At 70.4% G+C, this 18,568-nt stretch carries 17 protein-coding genes and 1 tRNA gene; 13 read left to right on the top strand and 5 right to left on the bottom strand.

Annotation, left to right across the window (positions count from 1 at the left end):
* Positions 1-102: 102 nt before the first annotated feature.
* From eno to QSK26_RS12140, 11 genes are all read left to right on the top strand, one after another.
* Entirely contained in the window at positions 103-1,380 is a 1,278-nt protein-coding gene (gene eno / locus QSK26_RS12090) for a phosphopyruvate hydratase (RefSeq protein WP_285775162.1), read from the top strand.
* Between the two features lie 85 nt (positions 1,381-1,465).
* On the top strand, positions 1,466-1,867 hold the full coding sequence (locus QSK26_RS12095) for an FtsB family cell division protein (protein ID WP_285775163.1): 402 nt from the start codon (positions 1,466-1,468) through the stop codon (positions 1,865-1,867).
* Positions 1,868-1,912: 45 nt separating this feature from the next.
* Complete coding sequence (locus QSK26_RS12100; protein WP_285775164.1) at positions 1,913-2,446, top strand: DUF501 domain-containing protein; 534 nt, start codon at positions 1,913-1,915, stop codon at positions 2,444-2,446.
* The gene (locus tag QSK26_RS12105; RefSeq protein WP_285775165.1) at positions 2,443-3,387 is read left to right on the top strand and encodes a Ppx/GppA phosphatase family protein; all 945 of its coding nucleotides are present in this window, start codon (positions 2,443-2,445) and stop codon (positions 3,385-3,387) included. Before QSK26_RS12100 ends, QSK26_RS12105 begins: the two co-directional genes overlap by 4 nt.
* A gap of 169 nt (positions 3,388-3,556) precedes the next feature.
* Positions 3,557-4,960 carry a hypothetical protein gene (locus tag QSK26_RS12110; protein ID WP_285775166.1) on the top strand — a complete coding sequence of 468 codons (1,404 nt, stop codon included), beginning with the start codon at positions 3,557-3,559 and terminating at the stop codon, positions 4,958-4,960.
* A gap of 117 nt (positions 4,961-5,077) precedes the next feature.
* A complete protein-coding gene (locus QSK26_RS12115) occupies positions 5,078-5,872 on the top strand; it encodes a uracil-DNA glycosylase (protein ID WP_285775167.1) in 795 nt (264 codons plus the stop codon).
* 88 nt (positions 5,873-5,960) lie between these two features.
* Entirely contained in the window at positions 5,961-7,301 is a 1,341-nt protein-coding gene (locus QSK26_RS12120) for an NAD(P)/FAD-dependent oxidoreductase (RefSeq protein ID WP_285775168.1), read from the top strand.
* A gap of 314 nt (positions 7,302-7,615) precedes the next feature.
* A tRNA-Leu gene (locus QSK26_RS12125) sits at positions 7,616-7,688 on the top strand.
* Positions 7,689-8,298: 610 nt separating this feature from the next.
* Positions 8,299-9,075: a Bax inhibitor-1/YccA family protein gene (locus QSK26_RS12130; RefSeq protein ID WP_285775169.1), complete on the top strand. Its 777-nt coding sequence runs from the start codon at positions 8,299-8,301 to the stop codon at positions 9,073-9,075.
* Between the two features lie 204 nt (positions 9,076-9,279).
* Positions 9,280-9,504 carry a DUF4287 domain-containing protein gene (locus QSK26_RS12135; protein WP_285775170.1) on the top strand — a complete coding sequence of 75 codons (225 nt, stop codon included), beginning with the start codon at positions 9,280-9,282 and terminating at the stop codon, positions 9,502-9,504.
* A 69-nt stretch (positions 9,505-9,573) separates the two neighbouring features.
* Positions 9,574-9,984, top strand: coding sequence for a PPOX class F420-dependent oxidoreductase (locus tag QSK26_RS12140; protein ID WP_285775171.1), 411 nt, complete (start codon positions 9,574-9,576; stop codon positions 9,982-9,984).
* A gap of 47 nt (positions 9,985-10,031) precedes the next feature.
* On the opposite strand, the gene QSK26_RS12145 is transcribed toward QSK26_RS12140, so the two are convergent.
* From QSK26_RS12145 to QSK26_RS12155, 3 genes are all read right to left on the bottom strand, one after another.
* Positions 10,032-11,252: an acetyl-CoA C-acetyltransferase gene (locus tag QSK26_RS12145; protein WP_285775172.1), complete on the bottom strand. Its 1,221-nt coding sequence runs from the start codon at positions 11,250-11,252 to the stop codon at positions 10,032-10,034.
* Between the two features lie 136 nt (positions 11,253-11,388).
* On the bottom strand, positions 11,389-12,723 hold the full coding sequence (locus QSK26_RS12150) for an outer membrane protein assembly factor BamB family protein (RefSeq protein ID WP_285775173.1): 1,335 nt from the start codon (positions 12,721-12,723) through the stop codon (positions 11,389-11,391).
* Between the two features lie 86 nt (positions 12,724-12,809).
* Positions 12,810-13,802 (bottom strand): SGNH/GDSL hydrolase family protein, encoded by a 993-nt coding sequence (locus QSK26_RS12155; protein ID WP_285775174.1) that lies wholly within the window; start codon positions 13,800-13,802, stop codon positions 12,810-12,812.
* Positions 13,803-13,935: 133 nt separating this feature from the next.
* Between QSK26_RS12155 and QSK26_RS12160 the strand changes: the two genes are divergently transcribed.
* Positions 13,936-15,306: a cystathionine beta-synthase gene (locus tag QSK26_RS12160; protein WP_285775175.1), complete on the top strand. Its 1,371-nt coding sequence runs from the start codon at positions 13,936-13,938 to the stop codon at positions 15,304-15,306.
* Between the two features lie 148 nt (positions 15,307-15,454).
* On the opposite strand, the gene QSK26_RS12165 is transcribed toward QSK26_RS12160, so the two are convergent.
* On the bottom strand, positions 15,455-16,612 hold the full coding sequence (locus QSK26_RS12165) for a sensor histidine kinase (RefSeq protein ID WP_285775484.1): 1,158 nt from the start codon (positions 16,610-16,612) through the stop codon (positions 15,455-15,457).
* Between the two features lie 289 nt (positions 16,613-16,901).
* On the opposite strand from QSK26_RS12165, the gene QSK26_RS12170 reads away from it, so the two are divergent.
* The gene (locus QSK26_RS12170; protein ID WP_285775176.1) at positions 16,902-18,041 is read left to right on the top strand and encodes a cystathionine gamma-synthase; all 1,140 of its coding nucleotides are present in this window, start codon (positions 16,902-16,904) and stop codon (positions 18,039-18,041) included.
* Between the two features lie 49 nt (positions 18,042-18,090).
* Here QSK26_RS12170 and QSK26_RS12175 read toward each other — a convergent pair whose 3' ends face one another.
* Positions 18,091-18,510, bottom strand: coding sequence for a hypothetical protein (locus tag QSK26_RS12175; protein WP_285775177.1), 420 nt, complete (start codon positions 18,508-18,510; stop codon positions 18,091-18,093).
* Positions 18,511-18,568 lie beyond the last annotated feature (58 nt).

Genomic DNA, 18,568 nt, shown 5'->3' on the forward strand with positions numbered 1-18,568 from the left:
CGGGGGCGACCGCCTCACCGGCGCCTTGCCCCTGACGATGGATCGGGCGGGGCATCGGTAGGCTTCTGTCGCAAACCGACTTCCCGAATTTAGGAGCGCTCCGTGGCTTCCATCGAGGCCGTTACCGCACGTGAGATCCTCGACTCCCGGGGCAACCCCACCGTCGAGGTCGAGGTTCTGCTCGACGACTACAGCACCGGCCGCGCGGCGGTCCCCAGCGGTGCCTCCACCGGTCAGTTCGAGGCCGTGGAGCTGCGCGACGGCGACGGCCGTTACGGCGGCAAGGGCGTGGAGAAGGCCGTCCTGTGCGTCACCGACGAGATCGCGGAGGAGATCATCGGGTTCGACGCCGAGGAGCAGCGGCTGATCGACCAGACGATGATCGACCTGGACGGCACCCCGAACAAGGGCAAGCTCGGCGCCAACGCGATCCTCGGCGTCTCGCTGGCGGTCGCCAAGGCCGCGGCCGACAGCGCCGACCTGCCGCTGTACCGTTACGTCGGCGGGGCCAACGCGCACGTCCTGCCGGTCCCGATGATGAACATCCTGAACGGCGGCGCGCACGCCGACACCAACGTCGACATCCAGGAGTTCATGATCGCGCCGATCGGCGCCGAGACGTTCTCCGAGGCCGTGCGGATGGGCACGGAGACCTACCACGCGCTGAAGAGCGTGCTGAAGGGCAAGGGTTACGCCACCGGCCTGGGCGACGAGGGCGGTTTCGCGCCCAACCTGCCCTCCAACCGCGACGCGCTGGACCTCATCCTGGTCGCCATCGAGAAGGCCGGTTACACGCCGGGCGAGGACATCGCGCTCGCGCTCGACGTCGCCGCCACCGAGTTCCACAAGGACGGCGTCTACACGATCGACGGCAAGGGCCTCGGCACCGACGAGCTGATCGCCTTCTACGAGGACCTCGTCACCTCCTACCCGCTGGTCTCCATCGAGGACCCGCTGGACGAGGAGGACTGGGCGGGCTGGACCGCCATCACCTCCTCGCTCGGCTCCAGGGTCCAGCTCGTCGGCGACGACCTGTTCGTCACCAACCCCGAGCGGCTGGCCCGCGGCATCGCCGAGGGCGCGGCCAACGCGCTGCTGGTCAAGGTCAACCAGATCGGCACGCTGTCGGAGACCCTCGACGCCGTGGACCTCGCCCACCGCAGCGGCTACCGCTGCATGATGAGCCACCGCTCCGGTGAGACCGAGGACACCACGATCGCCGACCTGGCCGTGGCCACCAACTGCGGCCAGATCAAGACCGGCGCCCCGGCCCGCTCCGACCGGGTCGCCAAGTACAACCAGCTTCTCCGCATCGAGGAACTCCTCGACGATGCCGCCCGTTACGCGGGTCGCGCGGCTTTCCCGCGCTTCCAGCGCTAACTTGTTGTACGGCTTGCCCCGTTTCGCAGCCCCTTCCGGGCCGCGGAGCGGGGCGTGAGCCTTACCGGGTGGACGGGAGGGCCTGATGACCAGACGGCCGCAGCTGACCGGGCGGGCGGCGGTGCTCGCGCTGGTGGTGTGCGCGATCGCGATGAGCCTGGCCTATCCCGTGCGCGAGTTCGTCGCGCAGCGGCGGCAGATCGCCGAGCTGCGCCAGGAGCAGGAGCGCGAGCTCGCCGCGCTGTCCAGGCTGGAGGAGCGGCGCAAGCAGCTCCAGGATCCCGACTACACCCGGCAGCAGGCCAGGGAGCGGCTGTTCTACTGCGGGCCGGGTGAGAAGTGCTTCGTGGTGATGGACGGCTCTCCCGACCAGGCTCCGGCCAGGCCGGGAGAGCCCGCGGCCGAGCAGCAGACGCAGGCGCGCCCGCCGTGGTACCAGAGCCTGTGGGAGTCGGTCGAGGCCGCCGACGGCGCCGGTGGCGGGTAGCCTGACCGGAAGTGCCGTGTTCGAGGGTCTTCAAGGGGGCACCCGGTGGCGGATCGGGATGACGTGGGTCTGGACGACGGGGCGGCGGTGGAGCGGCAGCTCGGCCGGTTGCCCAGAGGCTCGTGGTCGGTCGCCCATCGGTGCCCGTGCGGCCTGCCCGACGTGGTGGAGACCGCGCCCAGGCTGCCCGACGGCTCGCCGTTCCCCACGCTCTACTATCTGACCTGCCCGAAGGCCGCGTCGGCGATCGGCACGCTGGAGTCGTCCGGGCTGATGCGCGAGATGCAGGCGCGGCTGGCCGGCGATCCGGACCTGGCGGCCCGTTACCGCGCCGCGCACGACGACTATCTCGCCCGGCGGGACAAGGCGGCCGCCGCGGCCGGGGTCGCGCCGCTGCCGCAGGGGATGCAGACCGCGGGCGGCATGCCGGAGCGGGTCAAGTGCCTGCACGCGCTGGTGGCGCACGAGCTGGCCGCGCCGGGGGTCAACCCGTTCGGGCGGGAGGCGATCGACGCGCTGCCCGAGTGGTGGGCCGACGGGCCGTGCGTGCGGGACGAGCCGGAGGGGGAGACCCGATGACCCGCGTCGCCGCGATCGACTGCGGGACCAACTCGGTCCGTCTCCTCATCGCCGACGTGCCCGCGGGCGGCGCGGCGGGCGGCGGCGCCCTGGCGGATGTCGAGCGGGTGATGGAGATCGTGCGGCTCGGCGAGGGCGTCGACCGTACGGGGCGGCTCGCCGCCGAGGCGCTGGAGCGCACGTTCGCCGCCATGCGCGGGTACGCGAAGCTCATCGCGCAGCACGGCGCCGAGCGCACCCGGGTCGTCGCCACCAGCGCCACCCGTGACGCCGCCAACCGGGACGTCTTCGTGGCCGGCGTCCGGGAGATCTTCGGCGTCGAGCCGGAGGTGATCACCGGCGCGGAGGAGGCGGAGCTGTCCTTCATCGGCGCCACCCGGGGGCTGACCGGCCATCCGGAGCCCTACCTGGTGGTGGACATCGGGGGCGGTTCGACGGAGTTCGTGGTCGGCTCGTCGGGTTCGCTCGCCGGGGCGCTCTCGGTGGACATCGGGTGCGTCCGGCTGAGCGAGCGGCATCTACGGCAGGCGGGCGACCCGCCGGCCGCGGCGGCGGTCGAGGCGGTGGCCGCGGACGTGGAGGCGGCGCTGTCCCGGGTCGAGGCGGCCGTCCCGGTGGCACGGGCGCGGACCCTGGTGGGGCTGGCGGGCTCGGTGACGACGGTCGCCGGCATCGCGCTCGGCCTGCCGTCCTACGACCCGGAGCGGATCCACCACGCGCGGATCGACGCGGCGCGGGTGCACGAGGTGTCGGCGCGGCTGCTGGCGATGACGCACGACGAGCGCGCGGCGCTGGGCGTGATGCACCCCGGCCGGGTGGACGTCATCGGAGCGGGGGCGCTCATTCTCGACCGCATCGTGCGGCGGTTCGCATTCACCGAGGTGATAGTCAGCGAACATGACATTCTCGATGGCATAGCTTGGTCTATCACAACAAATTAACCATATTGCGACCATCTTAATCTTCCGTCCGTATTGAGGGATCTATCCGTTCATGGTTAGGTAAAGGGGCTTTATCGAGACTTTGCCGTGGGGCCCGGCACAGCTCGTGTCGGGGCGGCAACCGTCTCCAAGCGCACCCTTTCGTTTACTGGAACGGAGCACGCCCTCAATGATGTCCAGGGGATCGATCCGTCGGCTGACCGCGCTCGGCGCGGGATTAGCCGTAGCGGCGACCACCATCACCGGACTGCTCGCCGCCCCCGCAGCGGCTGCGAGCACCAGCAAGGCAGCACCCAAGGTGTCGGCGACCACTCCGGCCGCCTCGACCAAGAACTACGAGGGGAAATGCCCGGCGACGGTCACCTTCTCCTCCAAGGTGAAGGTCAGCCTCAAGGGCGGTAAGGCGCAGGTCGCCTACCGGTGGCTGCACGGTGATGGTTCGAAGAGCAAGGTGAAGTCCTTCACCGTCAAGGGGAAGGGCACCAAGACCGTCACGGTGAAGGAGAGCGCCACCTTCAAGAGTGACGTCAAGGGCTGGCAGGCCCTGCAGATCCTCTCTCCGCGCAAGGTGACGACGAAGAAGGCCGCTTTCTCGGTGGACTGCCGTTCCACCGAGATCATCGTTCCGCCGCGGCCGGTTTACGTGCAGGCCAAGGCCCACGTGAGCCCGTCCGACTACGTCGGGGAGTGCACGCCGTCCACCAAGATCCGCGCGTTCGGGTCGATCAGCGTGAGCAAGCCGACCACGGTGCGCTACCGCTGGGTCCGCAACGGGGACGTGGTGGACTACGGCAAGACCAGGGTCTACAAGGACAAGCGCGTCTACTACTCCTTCACCGCGCGTGACACGCAGCGGGGCTGGGTGCAGTTGCAGGTCCTGAGCCCGCGGCACGACAGCTCCGACCGTGAGTACTACAAGGTCTGGTGCAAGAAGCCGGAGCCGGACGCCAAGGCGTTCGCCAAGGTGGACGGTCCGTCCGACTACGCCGGTTCCTGCCCCGTCGATCGCACCTTCACCGGTGTCATCGGTGTGACCCGCGGTGACACCACGGTCAAGTACCGCTGGGCCGGCCCGGGTTACCGCGGTTCGGTGCAGTCGGAGTACTTCTCCAAGCACGGCTCCCGGTACGAGACCGTCTCGCTGCCCGTGGGCTTCAAGGAGAGCGGCACCGAGCGGCGCTGGATCGAGATCCTCAGCCCGAACGGCACCACCTCCAACTCCGAGACCGCCAAGGTCGAGTGCAAGAAGCCCGAGCCGGTGAAGGTGGCGATCACCAACCTGGCCGCCGCGGCGGACAACAGCACCTGCAAGGACGGCAAGTCCCCGGCGATCAAGGGGTCCGCGGGCATCGTCGTGTCCGCGCCGACCAAGGTGGTCTACCAGTGGCGGGCCGGTGACAGCGTCGTCGACACCGATGTGATCACGCCGGACTCGGCGGGCACCACGACCATCAACGTCGATGTCGCCGCCGTGAGCGGGGAGACCAACGAGGGCACGCTGTCCCTCTGGATCCTCGGCCCCGGTGGCAACAAGGCCTCGGTCGGCTACGACTACACCTGCCCGAAGGCGTAGTCAGCACGAAAGCACACCGGCGCGGTACCCCTTCCAGGGGTGCCGCGCCTTTTCGGGTTCGGCGCCGGTTTTCGTGCCGGTTCTCCGTGCGGGCGCCGGGGCTGGGACGATCGGGGGATGAGCTTCGTACCTCCCGGCACCGGCTGGCCCGGCGATCCCGCCTCGGCGGAGACGCCCGTCGCGCGCGACCCCGCGGAGGTGCGCGAGCTGGCCGGGGCCTGTTCCGGCGTGGCCGAGCTGGTCGCGCGGGAGTCGGTGTGCCGGGCGTGCCCCCGGCTGGTGGCCTGGCGGGAGGAGGTCGCTCAGGTGCGGCGGCGCGCCTTCGCCGAGGAGACCTACTGGGGGCGGCCCGTCCCCGGCTGGGGCGAGGAGAAGCCGCGCGTGCTGATCCTCGGGCTCGCGCCCGCCGCGCACGGCGGCAACCGCACGGGCCGGATCTTCACCGGGGACCGCAGCGGCGACTGGCTGTTCGCCTCGCTGCACCGCACCGGGTTCGCGGCCCTGCCGACGAGCGTCCACGCCGGCGACGGCCAGCGGCTGATCGGCGCCCGGGTGGTCGCCGCGGTGCGGTGCGCCCCGCCGGCCAACAAGCCCACCCCGCAGGAGCGCGCGGCCTGCTTTCCGTGGCTGAGCCGGGAGATCGCGCTGGTGGCGGACTCCGTCCGGGTGATCGTCGCGCTCGGCGGCTTCGCCTGGCAGGCGGCCTGGCCGGCGTTGAGGGAGGCGGGTTACGAGCTGCCGCCCCGGCGCCCGCCGTTCGGCCACGGCGTGCAGGTCCCGCTTTCGTACGGCGGAGCCGGTGTGCACCTGCTCGGCTGCTACCACCCGAGCCAGCAGAACACCTTCACCGGCCGGGTCACCGAGGCGATGCTGGACGAGATCTTCACCCGGGCGGCTGTTTCGTCGCGATGATGTGACCAAGGTCGCATGACTTCGATTGGCGGATGTGCTATGCGCTCGCATAGGCTTGTGAATGCATTCACAAGCACCACCACGAGAGATGGGCACTGATGTGAACGCGAAGTCGAAGCACATCCTGATCGTCGGCGGCGGTTACGTCGGCCTGTACACCGCGCTCCGCCTCCAGCGCCGGCTGGCCCGGCAGCTCAAGGACGGCAGTGTACGGATCACGATCGTGGACCCCCAGTCCTACATGACCTACCAGCCCTTCCTGCCCGAGGCCGCGGCGGGCAACCTCTCCCCCCGGCACGTCGTGGCGCCGCTGCGCCGGGTGCTGCCCAAGGTGCGCGTGCTCAACGGAAAGATCAGCAAGGTCAACCACGAGGCCAGGACGGCTGTCTTCGAGCCGGGCGAGGGGTCGGCCCGCGAGCTGGACTACGACATCATCGTGATGGCCGCGGGGTCCATCTCGCGCACCCTGCCCATTCCGGGGCTCAGCGACATCGGCATCGGGTTCAAGACCATCGGCGAGGCCATCGGGATGCGCAACCGGGTGCTGCGCCAGCTCGACGTCGCGGAGTCCACCGACGACCCGCGGGTGCGCCGCAGGGCCCTCACGTTCGTCGTGGTGGGCGCGGGCTTCGCCGGTGTCGAGGCGCTGGCCGAGCTGGAGGACATGTCCCGCGACTCCACCCGTTACTACCGCAACATCACGCCCGCCGACCTGCGCTGGGTGCTGGTGGAGGCGACCGACCGGGTGCTGCCCGAGGTCGGCCCCGAGATGGGCAGGTGGACGCTGGAGCAGCTCAGGGAGCGCGGCATCGACGTCCGGCTGAACACGCGGCTGAACTCCTGCGAGGGCGGTCACGTGGTGCTCTCCGACGGCGAGGAGTTCGAGGCCGAGACCCTGGTGTGGACGGCGGGCGTCAAGCCGAGCCAGATCGTCAACTCCACCGACCTCCCCGTGGACGAGCGCGGCCGGGTCAAGACGACCACGCAGCTGACCGTCGCCGGCGTGCAGGACGCCTTCGCCGCGGGCGACATCGCGGGCGTCCCCGACGTCACCAACCCGGGTCAGTACTGCGCCCCCAACGCCCAGCACGCCGTACGGCAGGCCAAGGTGCTCGCCGACAACATCGTCCGGCGGCTGGCCGGCGAGCCGTTGGCGGACTACCGGCACAAGTACGCGGGCTCGGTCGCGGGCCTCGGCCTGCACCAGGGCGTGGCCAACGTGTACGGCGTCAAGCTGCGCGGCTTCCCCGCGTGGTTCATGCACCGCACCTACCACCTGTCCAGGGTGCCGACCCTGAACCGCAAGGTCCGGGTGACGGTGGACTGGACCCTCGCGCTGTTCTTCAAGCGGGAGACCGTCTCCCTCGGCGAGATCCACCGCCCGCGGGACGAGTTTCGGGCGGCGATGGCCACCACCCGGAAGAGCTGAGCCCCCCTCACATCAGGCCCGTGGGACACGTCCCGCGGGCCTCTCGCATACCCTTGTACGACGGACATCCTGCCTGTACGGCGTGCGGACCTGCACCGGCGAGCCCCATCGTCGTGCACACCGATGCCTGCCCGGGCCCGGGGCGCCCGCGATCCTGCGACCACTTCCGGACGGTGCGATATTCCTCGACTGACCCAGCCATTACCGGGCCGTCCACCCTCACGGCGCCGAGAATCGCCACTTCGTCATGAACTGTGACGCCTGATGCGAACTTGTGCTCCTCTTAAGAGTGGTCCATTACGTATGATTGCGGCGCCCCCGTAGCCCAATGGCAGAGGCAAACCCCTTAAAAGGGTTCGAGTGCGGGTTCGAGTCCCGCCGGGGGCACCTCTGTCGTGCACGCTAGAATGGCCCGCCACCTGTGCTTTTCCAGGAGCGGGCCGCGTGCTGTCCGTCGGCTTCCCGCGCAGGACCGGAACGGTCCAACCGATTAGGACGTTTACGACATAAAATGATGTCATCCGGTTATCCAATTGTTAGCTTTTTGCTTTCCCGACAGCATTCCGGTGCGCCCGGCGTGCCAACGCGTGACGGGGGCGCCTTCCCGGCGGGCGCCCCTGTCCGGCCGGGCGAAGCCCGCACGCCCTCCGGCGCCGGTCAGGCCGCACGGAGCCCTTTCCCGGGTTAATTGCGCGGGTCGAAACCCCTGGGCCGGGCAAGACTCGTGCCGAAGAAGTAAGGGGAAAGGGGAACTGTCGCGGGTGCTCGCTCGTTGAGAGGTTCGCCGCGAGTGGTTCGCGTCTTCACGACGCGGGCCGCGGATGTCACTCTGGCGGTGAGTGACGTGCGGAGTGGGCCTTACAGAGCCGGTTCTTCCGGCGATGTGAGGGGAACAAACCGCTGGTAGACCTACAGGCAGATAAATAACGGCACGATACGGACTTGTGACCGGGGATCCAATACCCTGGTCCGCAAAGGCCGCAGCGTGGAGGCAGCGATGGAGAGCAAGAACCCGGTTTTCCGGCAGTCCCGGCAGCATGCCTGGGGCGGCCCTACGCCGAGCCCCGGCCAACTTCATGACATGTACAACGCCCCATCGTATGCTCCGCCGGCCCACCGGCCGATGACGATCGACGACGTCGTCGTCCGCGGGTTCATGACGCTGGGCACGCTCGTCGTGTCGGGCGCGGCGGCGTGGGTGCTGGACGTCCCGATGATCGTGGCGGTGGTCAGCGCCCTCATAGGCGTCGTCCTCGCCCTGATCGCGTCCTTCCGGCAGAGCACCAACCCGGTGCTGATCCTCGGTTATGCGCTGTTCTACGGCGTCTTCGTGGGGGCGTTCAGCCACCTCATGGAGAGCGTGTACAACGGCATCGTGCTCCAGGCGGTGCTCGGCACGGCCCTCGCCTTCGGCGGTGTGCTGGCCGTCCACTCGCTGAAGATCATTCGGGTGACGCCGAAGCTCTACCGGTACGTCGGAGCCGCGGCCATCGCCGCGCTCGGCCTGATGCTGACCAACTTCATCGTCGGCTTCTTCGTCCCGGGCGGCATCGGGATCCGCGCCGACAACCCGATCGGCTGGATCTTCAGCATCGCGATGATCCTGCTCGGCTGCTTCTTCCTGCTCCTCGACTTCGACTCGATCGAGGAGGCCGCCCGCGCCGGCGTGCCGGAGAAGTTCGCCTGGCAGGCCGCCTTCGGGCTCACCCTGAGCCTGGTCTGGATCTACCTTGAGGTGCTGCGCTTCATCAGCTACTTCTCGGGCGACGACTGAGCCGGCGGCGACTGAGCCGGTAAAGGAAGGCCCCGCTTCGGCGGGGCCTTCCGCATGTCCGGCGGTTTTCGGGGTACAGCCTCGGGGCAACGGTCCGCGACCAATGATCTACCAGTTGTAACAGAAGACTGGCGGCATCTGGTCTTGCCATTTACGCGGGCGTGTTGCAGTGTCGAGCAAAGGAGCTCATCCGTGGAGGTGCCCATGTCGTTGAACCACTCACCGGAGACGCACAGCAAGCTCATCGCGAGAGTCCCGACCATAACGGGACGCGAACTCCCAGAGTGGTTCCAAGCCATCGACAACGGCCCGTCTTTCCTCCGTTGTACCGAGCGTGCCAACTGGCTCGCCGAGGAGCACGGGCTCACCCACGGCTATGCCACCGCGATCGTGCACGAGCACGAGCGGCGTCGCCGTCCCCGCCTGTAGTCGACACCGTGATCGCCCGCGCACCGGCCGGTCGCGCGGGCGGTCGCATGTCCCGGGCATGATGGACCCATGGAACTGGAAACGGCACGTGAGTTCGTCCGCGCCAACCACCGCGCCATCCTGCTGACCCGGCACGCCGACGGGCGGCCACAGATGTCGCCGATCACGATCGGCGTCGACACGGAGGGGTTCCTGGTCGTCAGCACCCGGGAGACGGCCGCCAAGACGCGCAACATCAGGCGCGATCCGAAGGTCTCGGTCTGCGTGTTCACCGACGGGTTCTTCGGCGACTGGATCCAGGTGGACGGCGTCGCCGAGGTGGTCTCCCTGCCGGACGCGATGGAGCCGCTGGTCGACTACTACCGGGCCATCTCCGGCGAGCACCCCGACTGGGACGACTACCGCGCCGCCATGGAGCGGGACCGCCGGGTCATCGTGCGGATCGCCCTCACCTCCGCCGGTCCCGACGTGCACGGCTGAGCCTCGGTCCCGTACGGCCGGTCGCCCCGGCCGTACGGGAGCGGGGACTAGCTGAGGCGCTCCAGCACCAGGGCCATGCCCTGGCCGCCGCCGACGCACATGGTCTCCAGGCCGATCGACTTGTCGTGGAACTGGAGGCTGTTGATCAGGGTGGAGGTGATCCGGGCGCCGGTCATGCCGAACGGGTGGCCGACCGCGATCGCGCCGCCGTTGACGTTGAGCCGGTCCAGGTCGATGCCGAGCTCCTGGTAGGACGGGATCACCTGGGCGGCGAACGCCTCGTTGATCTCCACCAGGTCCACGTCGTCGATCGACATGCCCGCCCGGCCGAGCGCCTGCCGTGACGCGCCCACCGGGCCGAGGCCCATGATCTCGGGGGACAGGCCGGTCACGCCGGTCGAGACGATCCGGGCCAGCGGGGTGAGGCCCAGCTCGGCCGCCTTGGTGTCACTCATGATCACGACCGCGGCGGCGCCGTCGTTCAGCGGGCAGCAGTTGCCGGCCGTCACGGTGCCGTCCGGGCGGAAGACCGGCTTCAGGCCGGACACCCCTTCGTAGGTGGTGCCGGGGCGCGGGCCGTCGTCCTTGCTGACCACGGTGCCGTCGGGCAGGGTCACCGGGGTGATGTCCCTCTCCCAGAACCCGTTGGCCAGCGACTTCTCCGCGAGGTTCTGCGAGCGCACGCCGAACTCGTCCTGCTCCTGACGGGAGACGCCCCTCAGCCGCGCGACGTTCTCAGCGGTCTGGCCCATCGCGATGTAGACGTCGGGCACCTCGCCGTCCTCGCGCGGGTCGTGCCACACCGGTCCGCCGCCCTCGGCCGCCTTGGTCCCGCGGGTCCGGGCCTCGGCGAAGAAGTCGTTGTGGGTGCCGGGCAGCGAGTCCGAGCTGCCCTTGGCGAACCGGGACACGCACTCGACGCCGGCCGACACGTAGACGTCACCCTCGCCGGCCTTGATCGCGTGGAAGGCCATCCGGGTCGTCTGCAGCGACGACGAGCAGTAACGGGTCACCGTCGTACCGGGGACCTGGTCAAGGCCGAGCAGGACGGTGACCACCCGGGCCATGTTGAATCCCTGCTCGCCGCCGGGAAGCCCGCAGCCGAGCATCAGGTCGTTGATCTCCTGCGGGTCCAGCTCGGGCACCTTGGCCAGGGCCGCCCTGACCATCTGGGCGGTCAGGTCGTCGGGACGGATGTCCTTGAGCGACCCCTTGAAGGCGCGGCCGATCGGCGAGCGTGCGGTGGCGACGATGACTGCCTCTGGCATGTGGCTCTCCTGGGTTCATAACAGCGCTCCTGAAGCGGAGGTTATCGCGCGGCAGTCGGCCGGCCATGAACCGGGGGGCACAAAAACAGAACTTTGTACTGTAATCGACAGACGGGTGAGATCTGCCCCGGTCGCGTCAGCCGTACATGCCGGGGACGGTGGTCGTGCCGTCCTTGACCGCGTGCAGGGCGCCCCGGTCGTCTCGCCACAGGCGCCAGCCGTCCTGGCCGCCGGTGTACCAGGTGGGGGGTGCGCCGGTGGTGCCGGCGACCCGCTTTCCGGTGGCGAGGTCGTACTCGCAGACCGCGGCGACCGAGTAGAAGCCGGTCGGCTGGCCCTTGATGCCCAGCGGCTTGGGGTCGGTGACGCAGAACGACCAGCCGCGCTGCTCCTTGGCCGGCACCGCCTTGCCGCTGGTCAGGTTGTAGACCGTGCCCGGCTGGTCGTGCTTGAGGAAGCCGATCCGGTCCATCCGCTGCGGGAAGGCGAGCCACCAGCCGGATCCGGGCACCTCGGCGGCGCCGATCTGGCCGAGCACCCGCCCGGTCTCCGCGTCGAGCCTGGCGAAGCCGCCGTACTGCCCCTGGCCGTCCACCGGGCGGACCACCGGCGCGTGGCCGGGGCTGCCGCTGGGATAGACGCGGACCACGGAGGGCCGCATCCAGTTGACCGTGCCGTCGGCGATCTTCATGGAGAAGACGCCGAAGGTGGAGGTCTTCTTGCTTCCGGGGCTGGTGTACGGCGCGACGTAGCCGACGAGGTTGTCGCCGACGGCGCCGAAGGACCAGCCGCCGGACAGGTCCACGCCCGGCCCGAGGGCCTGCGCGACCGGCTGCCGCCACAGCCGCTTGCCGGTCTTCGCCTCGTACGCCTCGACCACCGGGTGCTCGGCCAGGCGCATCAGCACCACCCGGGTGTCGTCGGCCCACTCCACCTCGGCGATGCCGGACAGCCGCCACAGCGTCCTGCCGGTGGCGGGATCCAGCACCACCATCCGGGCCGAGGACAGCGCCGTGTGCTCGGACAGGCACAGGTAAGGCCCGCAGCGCTGCGGGCCGAAGGTCGAGTGCACCGGTCTGGTCCAGGTCTGTCTGCCGGTACGGGCGTCGCGGGCGACCAGGGTGGCCCGCCACCTGCCCTTCTTGACCGGATCGGCCTTGACCGGATCGACGGAGGCCACGACGCCGCGCCCCGCGCCGGTGGGCACGGCGGCGGGCGGTGAGACGCCCATCCCGGGCAGCCGGCCGGCCAGGGTGGCGGGGGCGCCCCACAGCTTCTCGCCGGAGACGAGGTCCACGGCGACGGTCTCCAGGGAGCCGCCCGCCGTGAGGGAGGTCGTCGCGGCGACACCCGCCGCGACGGTGGTGCGGCTGACCGCGTTGACCCGGTCGTTGGTCCAGGTGGGGTGCACTTCCGTGGCGGCGTCGCTGCCTGAGCAACCGGGCACGCAGAGCACGCCGACCAGCGTCACAGCCGTCTTCCTGTTAGGCCGGATCACGGGCATTTCACTCCAATGTGGACTAAGAGTGACGACCGTGAAGCGGAGGGTGGCCGGGATCAGGCGTCGCGAGGCATCGTCCCCAGACGCCGGTGGAACAGCGAGGCCCATCGTCCGTAGGGCCCGACCGCCCGGCCGGCGACACGGGTCTCGGCGACCTCGGTGCCAGGCTCCTCCGCGGCCAGGGCCGCCGCGAGGTAAATCGATTGCGATCCTTCGCCATGCCGAGGCTCGGGCTCGGGCCAAAGTCCCAACGCGGCGCATACAGACGGTAGCACCGCGTAAGCAGCCTGTTGGTAACCTCGGGCAGATGGGTGATATCTGTCGGGTCGAAACATCTCGGTGGGGTTTGTCGCGAATACCGGACCCAGTAGGTCGGCGAAGGCCACGGTGCGCCCGCCGGCCTCGACCACCGCGATCGTCTGCGCGGCGGCCAGCTCCCGGGACCACCGCCGGGTGATCCACCGTAGCGGCTGCGCGATCGGCCGCACCGTGCCGAGATCCGGGCAGGTCCCCACCACCACCTGCGTCCCGGCCTCCCGCAGCCGCCGGACCGCGTTCTGCAGGTGCCGCACGGCGTCCGCCGGCCTGGCCCGGGTGGTGACGTCGTTCGCGCCGATGAAGATGACCGCGACATCCGGGGCGGGACCACCCAGCACCTGGTCCACCTGGGCGGCCAGCTCGGCCGACGCCGCGCCGGACCGGCCCGCCACGGTGAGCAGCACGGGCCGCTCGGCGATCGAGGCGAGCCCGCCGGCCAGCATCACGCCCGGCGTGTGCGCGGGGTCGTCCATGCCGAGCCCCACCGAGGTCGAGTCGCCGAGCATGACCAGCCTGAGCGGCTCGCCCGCGGGCTCCGAGGCCGAGTAGACCCCGTCGGAGGGCGGGCCCTCCGTGCCGTGCGGGTTGCCCACCATGCGGCGGGCGACCAGGGCTTCGGCCAGCAGCAGCCCGTAGGCCAGGCCGCCGATCGCGGTCAGCCCGCCGCCGCCGACCGCCGCCGCGGTCGCGATCTTCCGTGCCGCATGCGCCACACCGGGTGTCCAGATCACCTGCGCGTCCCCCTCGTCACCTCGCGGCGGTAGCGTTTGTCGTGAAAACCGGCCGAGCTTCCCTTAACCTTTCGGGACCGCGGCCCTATTGAAGCTGACAAAGCTTAAGTAAATAAGGTGGTATCGAATCGCCGTGCGCGTACACGACTCGTTGATCGAACTTATGGGGAACACCCCTCTGGTACGACTCCACCGGGTGACCGGCGGGGCGTCCGCCCAGCTCCTGGCCAAGGTGGAGTACTTCAACCCCGGCGGCTCGGTAAAGGACCGGATCGCCGTGAGAATGATCGAGGCCGCGGAGCGGTCGGGCGCGCTCAAGCCCGGCGGCACGATCGTCGAGCCCACCTCCGGAAACACCGGGGTGGGCCTGGCCATCGTGGCGCAGAAAAAAGGATATCGCTGCCTGTTCGTCGTCCCCGACAAGGTCGCGCAGGACAAGATCGCGGTGCTGCGCGCCTACGGTGCGGAGGTGGTCGTCTGCCCCACCGCCGTCTCCCCGGACCATCCCGACTCCTACTACTCCGTCTCTGATCGGCTTGCCCGTGAGACGCCCAACGCCTGGAAGCCCGACCAGTATTCCAATCCGGACAATCCGGCCAGTCACTACCATTCCACCGGTCCGGAGATCTGGGAACAGACCGAGGGGCGGATCACCCACTTCGTGGCCGGGATCGGCACCGGCGGGACGATCAGTGGCACCGGGCGCTACCTCAAGGAGGTCTCCGGCGGCCGCGTGAAGATCATCGGGGCCGACCCCGAGGGCTCGGTCTACTCCGGCGGCAGCGGCCGGCCGTACCTGGTGGAGGGCGTCGGCGAGGACATCTGGCCGGAGACCTACGACACCACGGTCTGCGACGAGATCATCGCCGTCTCCGACAAGGACTCCTTCGGCATGACCCGGCGGCTCGCCCGCGAGGAGGCCCTGCTGGTGGGCGGCTCCTGCGGCATGGCCGTGGTCGCGGCGGTCAAGGTCGCCGCGCAGGCCGGGCCGGACGACGTCGTCGTGGTGCTGCTGCCGGACGGGGGCCGGGGCTACCTGTCGAAGATCTTCAACGACGACTGGATGGCCGACTACGGCTTCCTCACCTCGCCGGGCGACGAGAGCCTGGTCCGCGAGGTGCTCAACCGCAAGTCCACCGGGATGCCGCAGTTCGTGCACACCCACCCGCACGAGTCGGTCGCCACGGCGATCTCGATCATGCGGGAGTACGGCGTCTCGCAGCTCCCGGTGATGAAGGAGGAGCCTCCGGTCATGGCCGCCGAGGTGATCGGCTCGATCGTGGAGCGCGACCTGCTCGACGCGCTCTACCGCGGGCGGGTCGGTCTGGAGGACCCGCTGGCCGCGCACATGTCCCACCCGCTGCCCATGATCGGCGCGGGCGAGCCGGTGTCCGGCGCGGTCGAGGCGCTGGAGAAGGCCGACGCCGCCGTCGTCCTCGACGACGGCAAGCCCGTCGGCCTCATCACCCGCCAGGACCTCCTCGCCTTCCTCGCCAACCACTGATCCGACACCCTCCCCGCCGCGGACCCGGCGGGGAGCCCTCCCACCCCGCCGCGGCCCTGGGGGGGAGCCCTCCCACCCCGCCGCGGCCCTGGCCGAGGCGCGTCTCCGTCTCCGTCCCCGGTGGCGGCTTCCGCCGCGCGGGGCGGGGTCAGCTCGGGAAGTCGGCGAGGACCTGCCAGCAGCCGTCCGGGGTGGGGCCCGCGACGAGCTGGCCGCCGAGGGCCTCCACCCGTTCGGCCATGCCCACCAGCCCGAACCCGCCGCCCAGGCGGGCGAGGCGGGCGTCGGAGGCGGAGCCGTGGTTGCGGATCCTCAGCACCACCCTGTCCCGCACCACCCGCAGGTCCACCTGCACCCAGCCGGCGTCCGGCGCGTGCCGGCGGACGTTGGTCAGCGACTCCTGGAGCACGCGGTGCAGGGTGGTCACCACCTCCGGCGGCAGGGTGTCCTCGCCGATGCCCTGCCCGATCTCGAACGTCACCCGGGGAGTGCCCGAGGCGCCGAACCGCTCGGCGAGGACCCGGAGATCGACGAGCCGGGTGCCGGGCGCGCGGGTCGCGTCCTCCTGCGCGCGCAGGACGCTGACCAGGCGGCGCATCGAGGTCAGCGCGTCGGCGCCGGCGGTGGCGATCGCGTCGAGGGCGGGCACCACCGCCGCGGGTTTCTGTTCGGCGACCGTGCGCGCCGCCTGCGCCTGCACGACGATGCCGGTGATGTGGTGGGCGACGAGGTCGTGCAGCTCCCTGGCCAGCTCCAGGCGCTCCGCCCGCCGTACGGCGTGCACGGCCTCGCGGCGGCGTTCGAGCTGGAAGCGCAGGTAGGCGCCGACGCCCGCCGCCACCGCCCAGGCGACCAGCACCAGGAACCCCAGCATGAGGCCCGGCGTGGGACCGGGACCCGAGCGCCCGGTGGACCCCGCCACCAGCACGATCATCGACGCGCCGGCCAGCAGCGCGGCCTTGCTGACCGGCTCGACCCAGCGCAGCACGCTGATCGTGAGCACCAGGATGCAGCCGGTCTCGGCGAATCCCGGCGGGGTCTGCACGTGGGTGACCGCGATCGTGATCGACACCGCCAGCGACAGCCCGAGCAGCACCAGGAACCCCGGCACCCGGTAGGACCGCCGCGTCATCAGCGCCACCATCCCGGCCGCGCCGAGCAGCGGGACCGTGGCGTTCAGGGCCGGCGTCTCCGACTGCAGGGCGGAGCCGAACGCCAGCAGGACGTCCAGCAGGAGCAGCAGCGACAGCCAGCCGATCAACGCGATCTCGCTGAGCCGGCGCACCCAGCTCACGACCCTGTGCATGTCCGCCACATCCCGAGCCTAGGCCGCCGGGCCCGCCCGCCGGATCCACCGAAAGGCCGACTCCGCCGCCAGGATGCCCCGCTCACGTCGCCACGATGCCCCGCTCACGTCGCCACGATGCCCCGCTCACGTCGCCACGATGCCCCGCTCACGTCGCCACGATGCCCCGCTCACGTCGCCACGATGCTGCGGGAGCACCGCCACGATGCCGCGAGACCGCCGTCCGGGCGCCGGGGGCGGCGGTGACCGGGAGCGTTCGTGCGGGCAGGGGAGGGTACGGTGACTGGATATGAGCAATGGTTTCGAGACTCTCGCCATTCACGCAGGTCAGCAGCCTGACCCCGTGACCGGCGCGGTCGTTCCGCCGATCTACGCCACTTCCACCTACAAGCAGGACGGGGTGGGCGGCCTCCGGTCGGGATATGAGTACAGCCGGTCGGGCAACCCGACCAGGACGGCGTTGGAGGAATGCCTGGCCGCGATCGAGGGCGGCACGAGGGGTCTCGCGTTCGCCTCGGGGCTCGCGGCCGAGGACGCGCTGCTCCGCGCCGTGTGCGCGCCCGGTGACCACGTGCTGATCCCCGGAGACGCGTACGGCGGGACCTACCGGTTGTTCGCCCGGGTGTTCTCCCGCTGGGGCCTGGCCTATGACCCGGTGCCGCTGAACGACATCGACGCGGTGCGGGCGGCCATCCGGCCGGAGACCAAGGTCATCTGGGTGGAGACGCCGACCAACCCGCTCCTCGGCATCGCCGACATCGCGGCTCTGGCCTCCGTCGCGCACGAGGCGGGCGCGCTGCTGGTGGTGGACAACACCTTCGCCTCGCCGTACCTTCAGCAGCCGCTGGGACTCGGGGCGGACATCGTGGTGCACTCCACCACGAAGTACGTCGGTGGGCACTCGGACGTGGTCGGCGGCGCGCTGATCGTCAGGGACAGCGGGCTCGGCGAGGACCTCGCCTACCACCAGAACGCGATGGGCGCGGTCGCCGGGCCGTTCGACGCCTGGCTGACGCTGCGCGGCGTCAAGACGCTCGGCGTGCGGATGGACCGGCACTGCGACAACGCCGAGCGGGTGGTCGAGCTGCTGACCGCGCACCCGAAGGTCACCAAGGTGCTCTACCCCGGTCTGCCCGACCACCCCGGGCACGAGGTGGCCGCCAAGCAGATGAAGCGGTTCGGCGGCATGGTGTCCTTCCAGGTGGCCGGGGGCGAGGAGGAGGCCGTCGCCATCTGCGACCGGACCGAGATCTTCACCCTGGGCGAGTCGCTCGGCGGAGTCGAGTCGCTCATCGAGCACCCCGGCCGGATGACCCACGCCTCGGTGGCCGGCTCGGCCCTGGAGGTCCCCGGCGACCTGGTCCGGCTGTCGGTCGGCATCGAATCGGTGGACGACCTGCTCGCCGACCTCACCCGGGCCCTCGGCTGAGCCGTACTCCGCCGCCGCGCGGGCCGGTGGGCCGCCGCCCCGGCTGAGGTCAGTTGAACCAGACCATCAGCACCAGGATCACCAGCCAGATCAGGGCCACCACCCCGGCCAGCGCGGCGATCCGCCCGGTCTGCACCTTCGCGTCGTCGTCCGCGGTCTCCGTGGAGAGCACCCGGACGGCGGTGCGCAGGTCGCGTTCGATGAGCACGAGCAGCACGATCGCGACGACGAAGAGCGTCATCGACACGGTCAGGTACGGCTTGCCCAGATCGGACCCGCCGAGCCCGAGACCGACGATGAGCACGCCCAGCGCGCCGAGCCCGTAGATCCGCGTGCTTCTCTGCAGGAACCGCAGGAGGCCGACCTCCTTGGCCCGGATCGCCCGCGGCGCGGCCATGGTGACCGCCGTGAGCGGGCCCAGCGTGAAGATCGCGAAACCGATGTGCAGCACGAGCAGCAGGGTCGTCATGCGGGAGAGGCTATCCGGTCACCTCTCCCCTGGGTGATCTCCCGCCACCCCCTGTTTC

Source organism: Microtetraspora sp. NBRC 13810 (assembly GCF_030268685.1).
Lineage (GTDB): Bacteria > Actinomycetota > Actinomycetes > Streptosporangiales > Streptosporangiaceae > BSRQ01.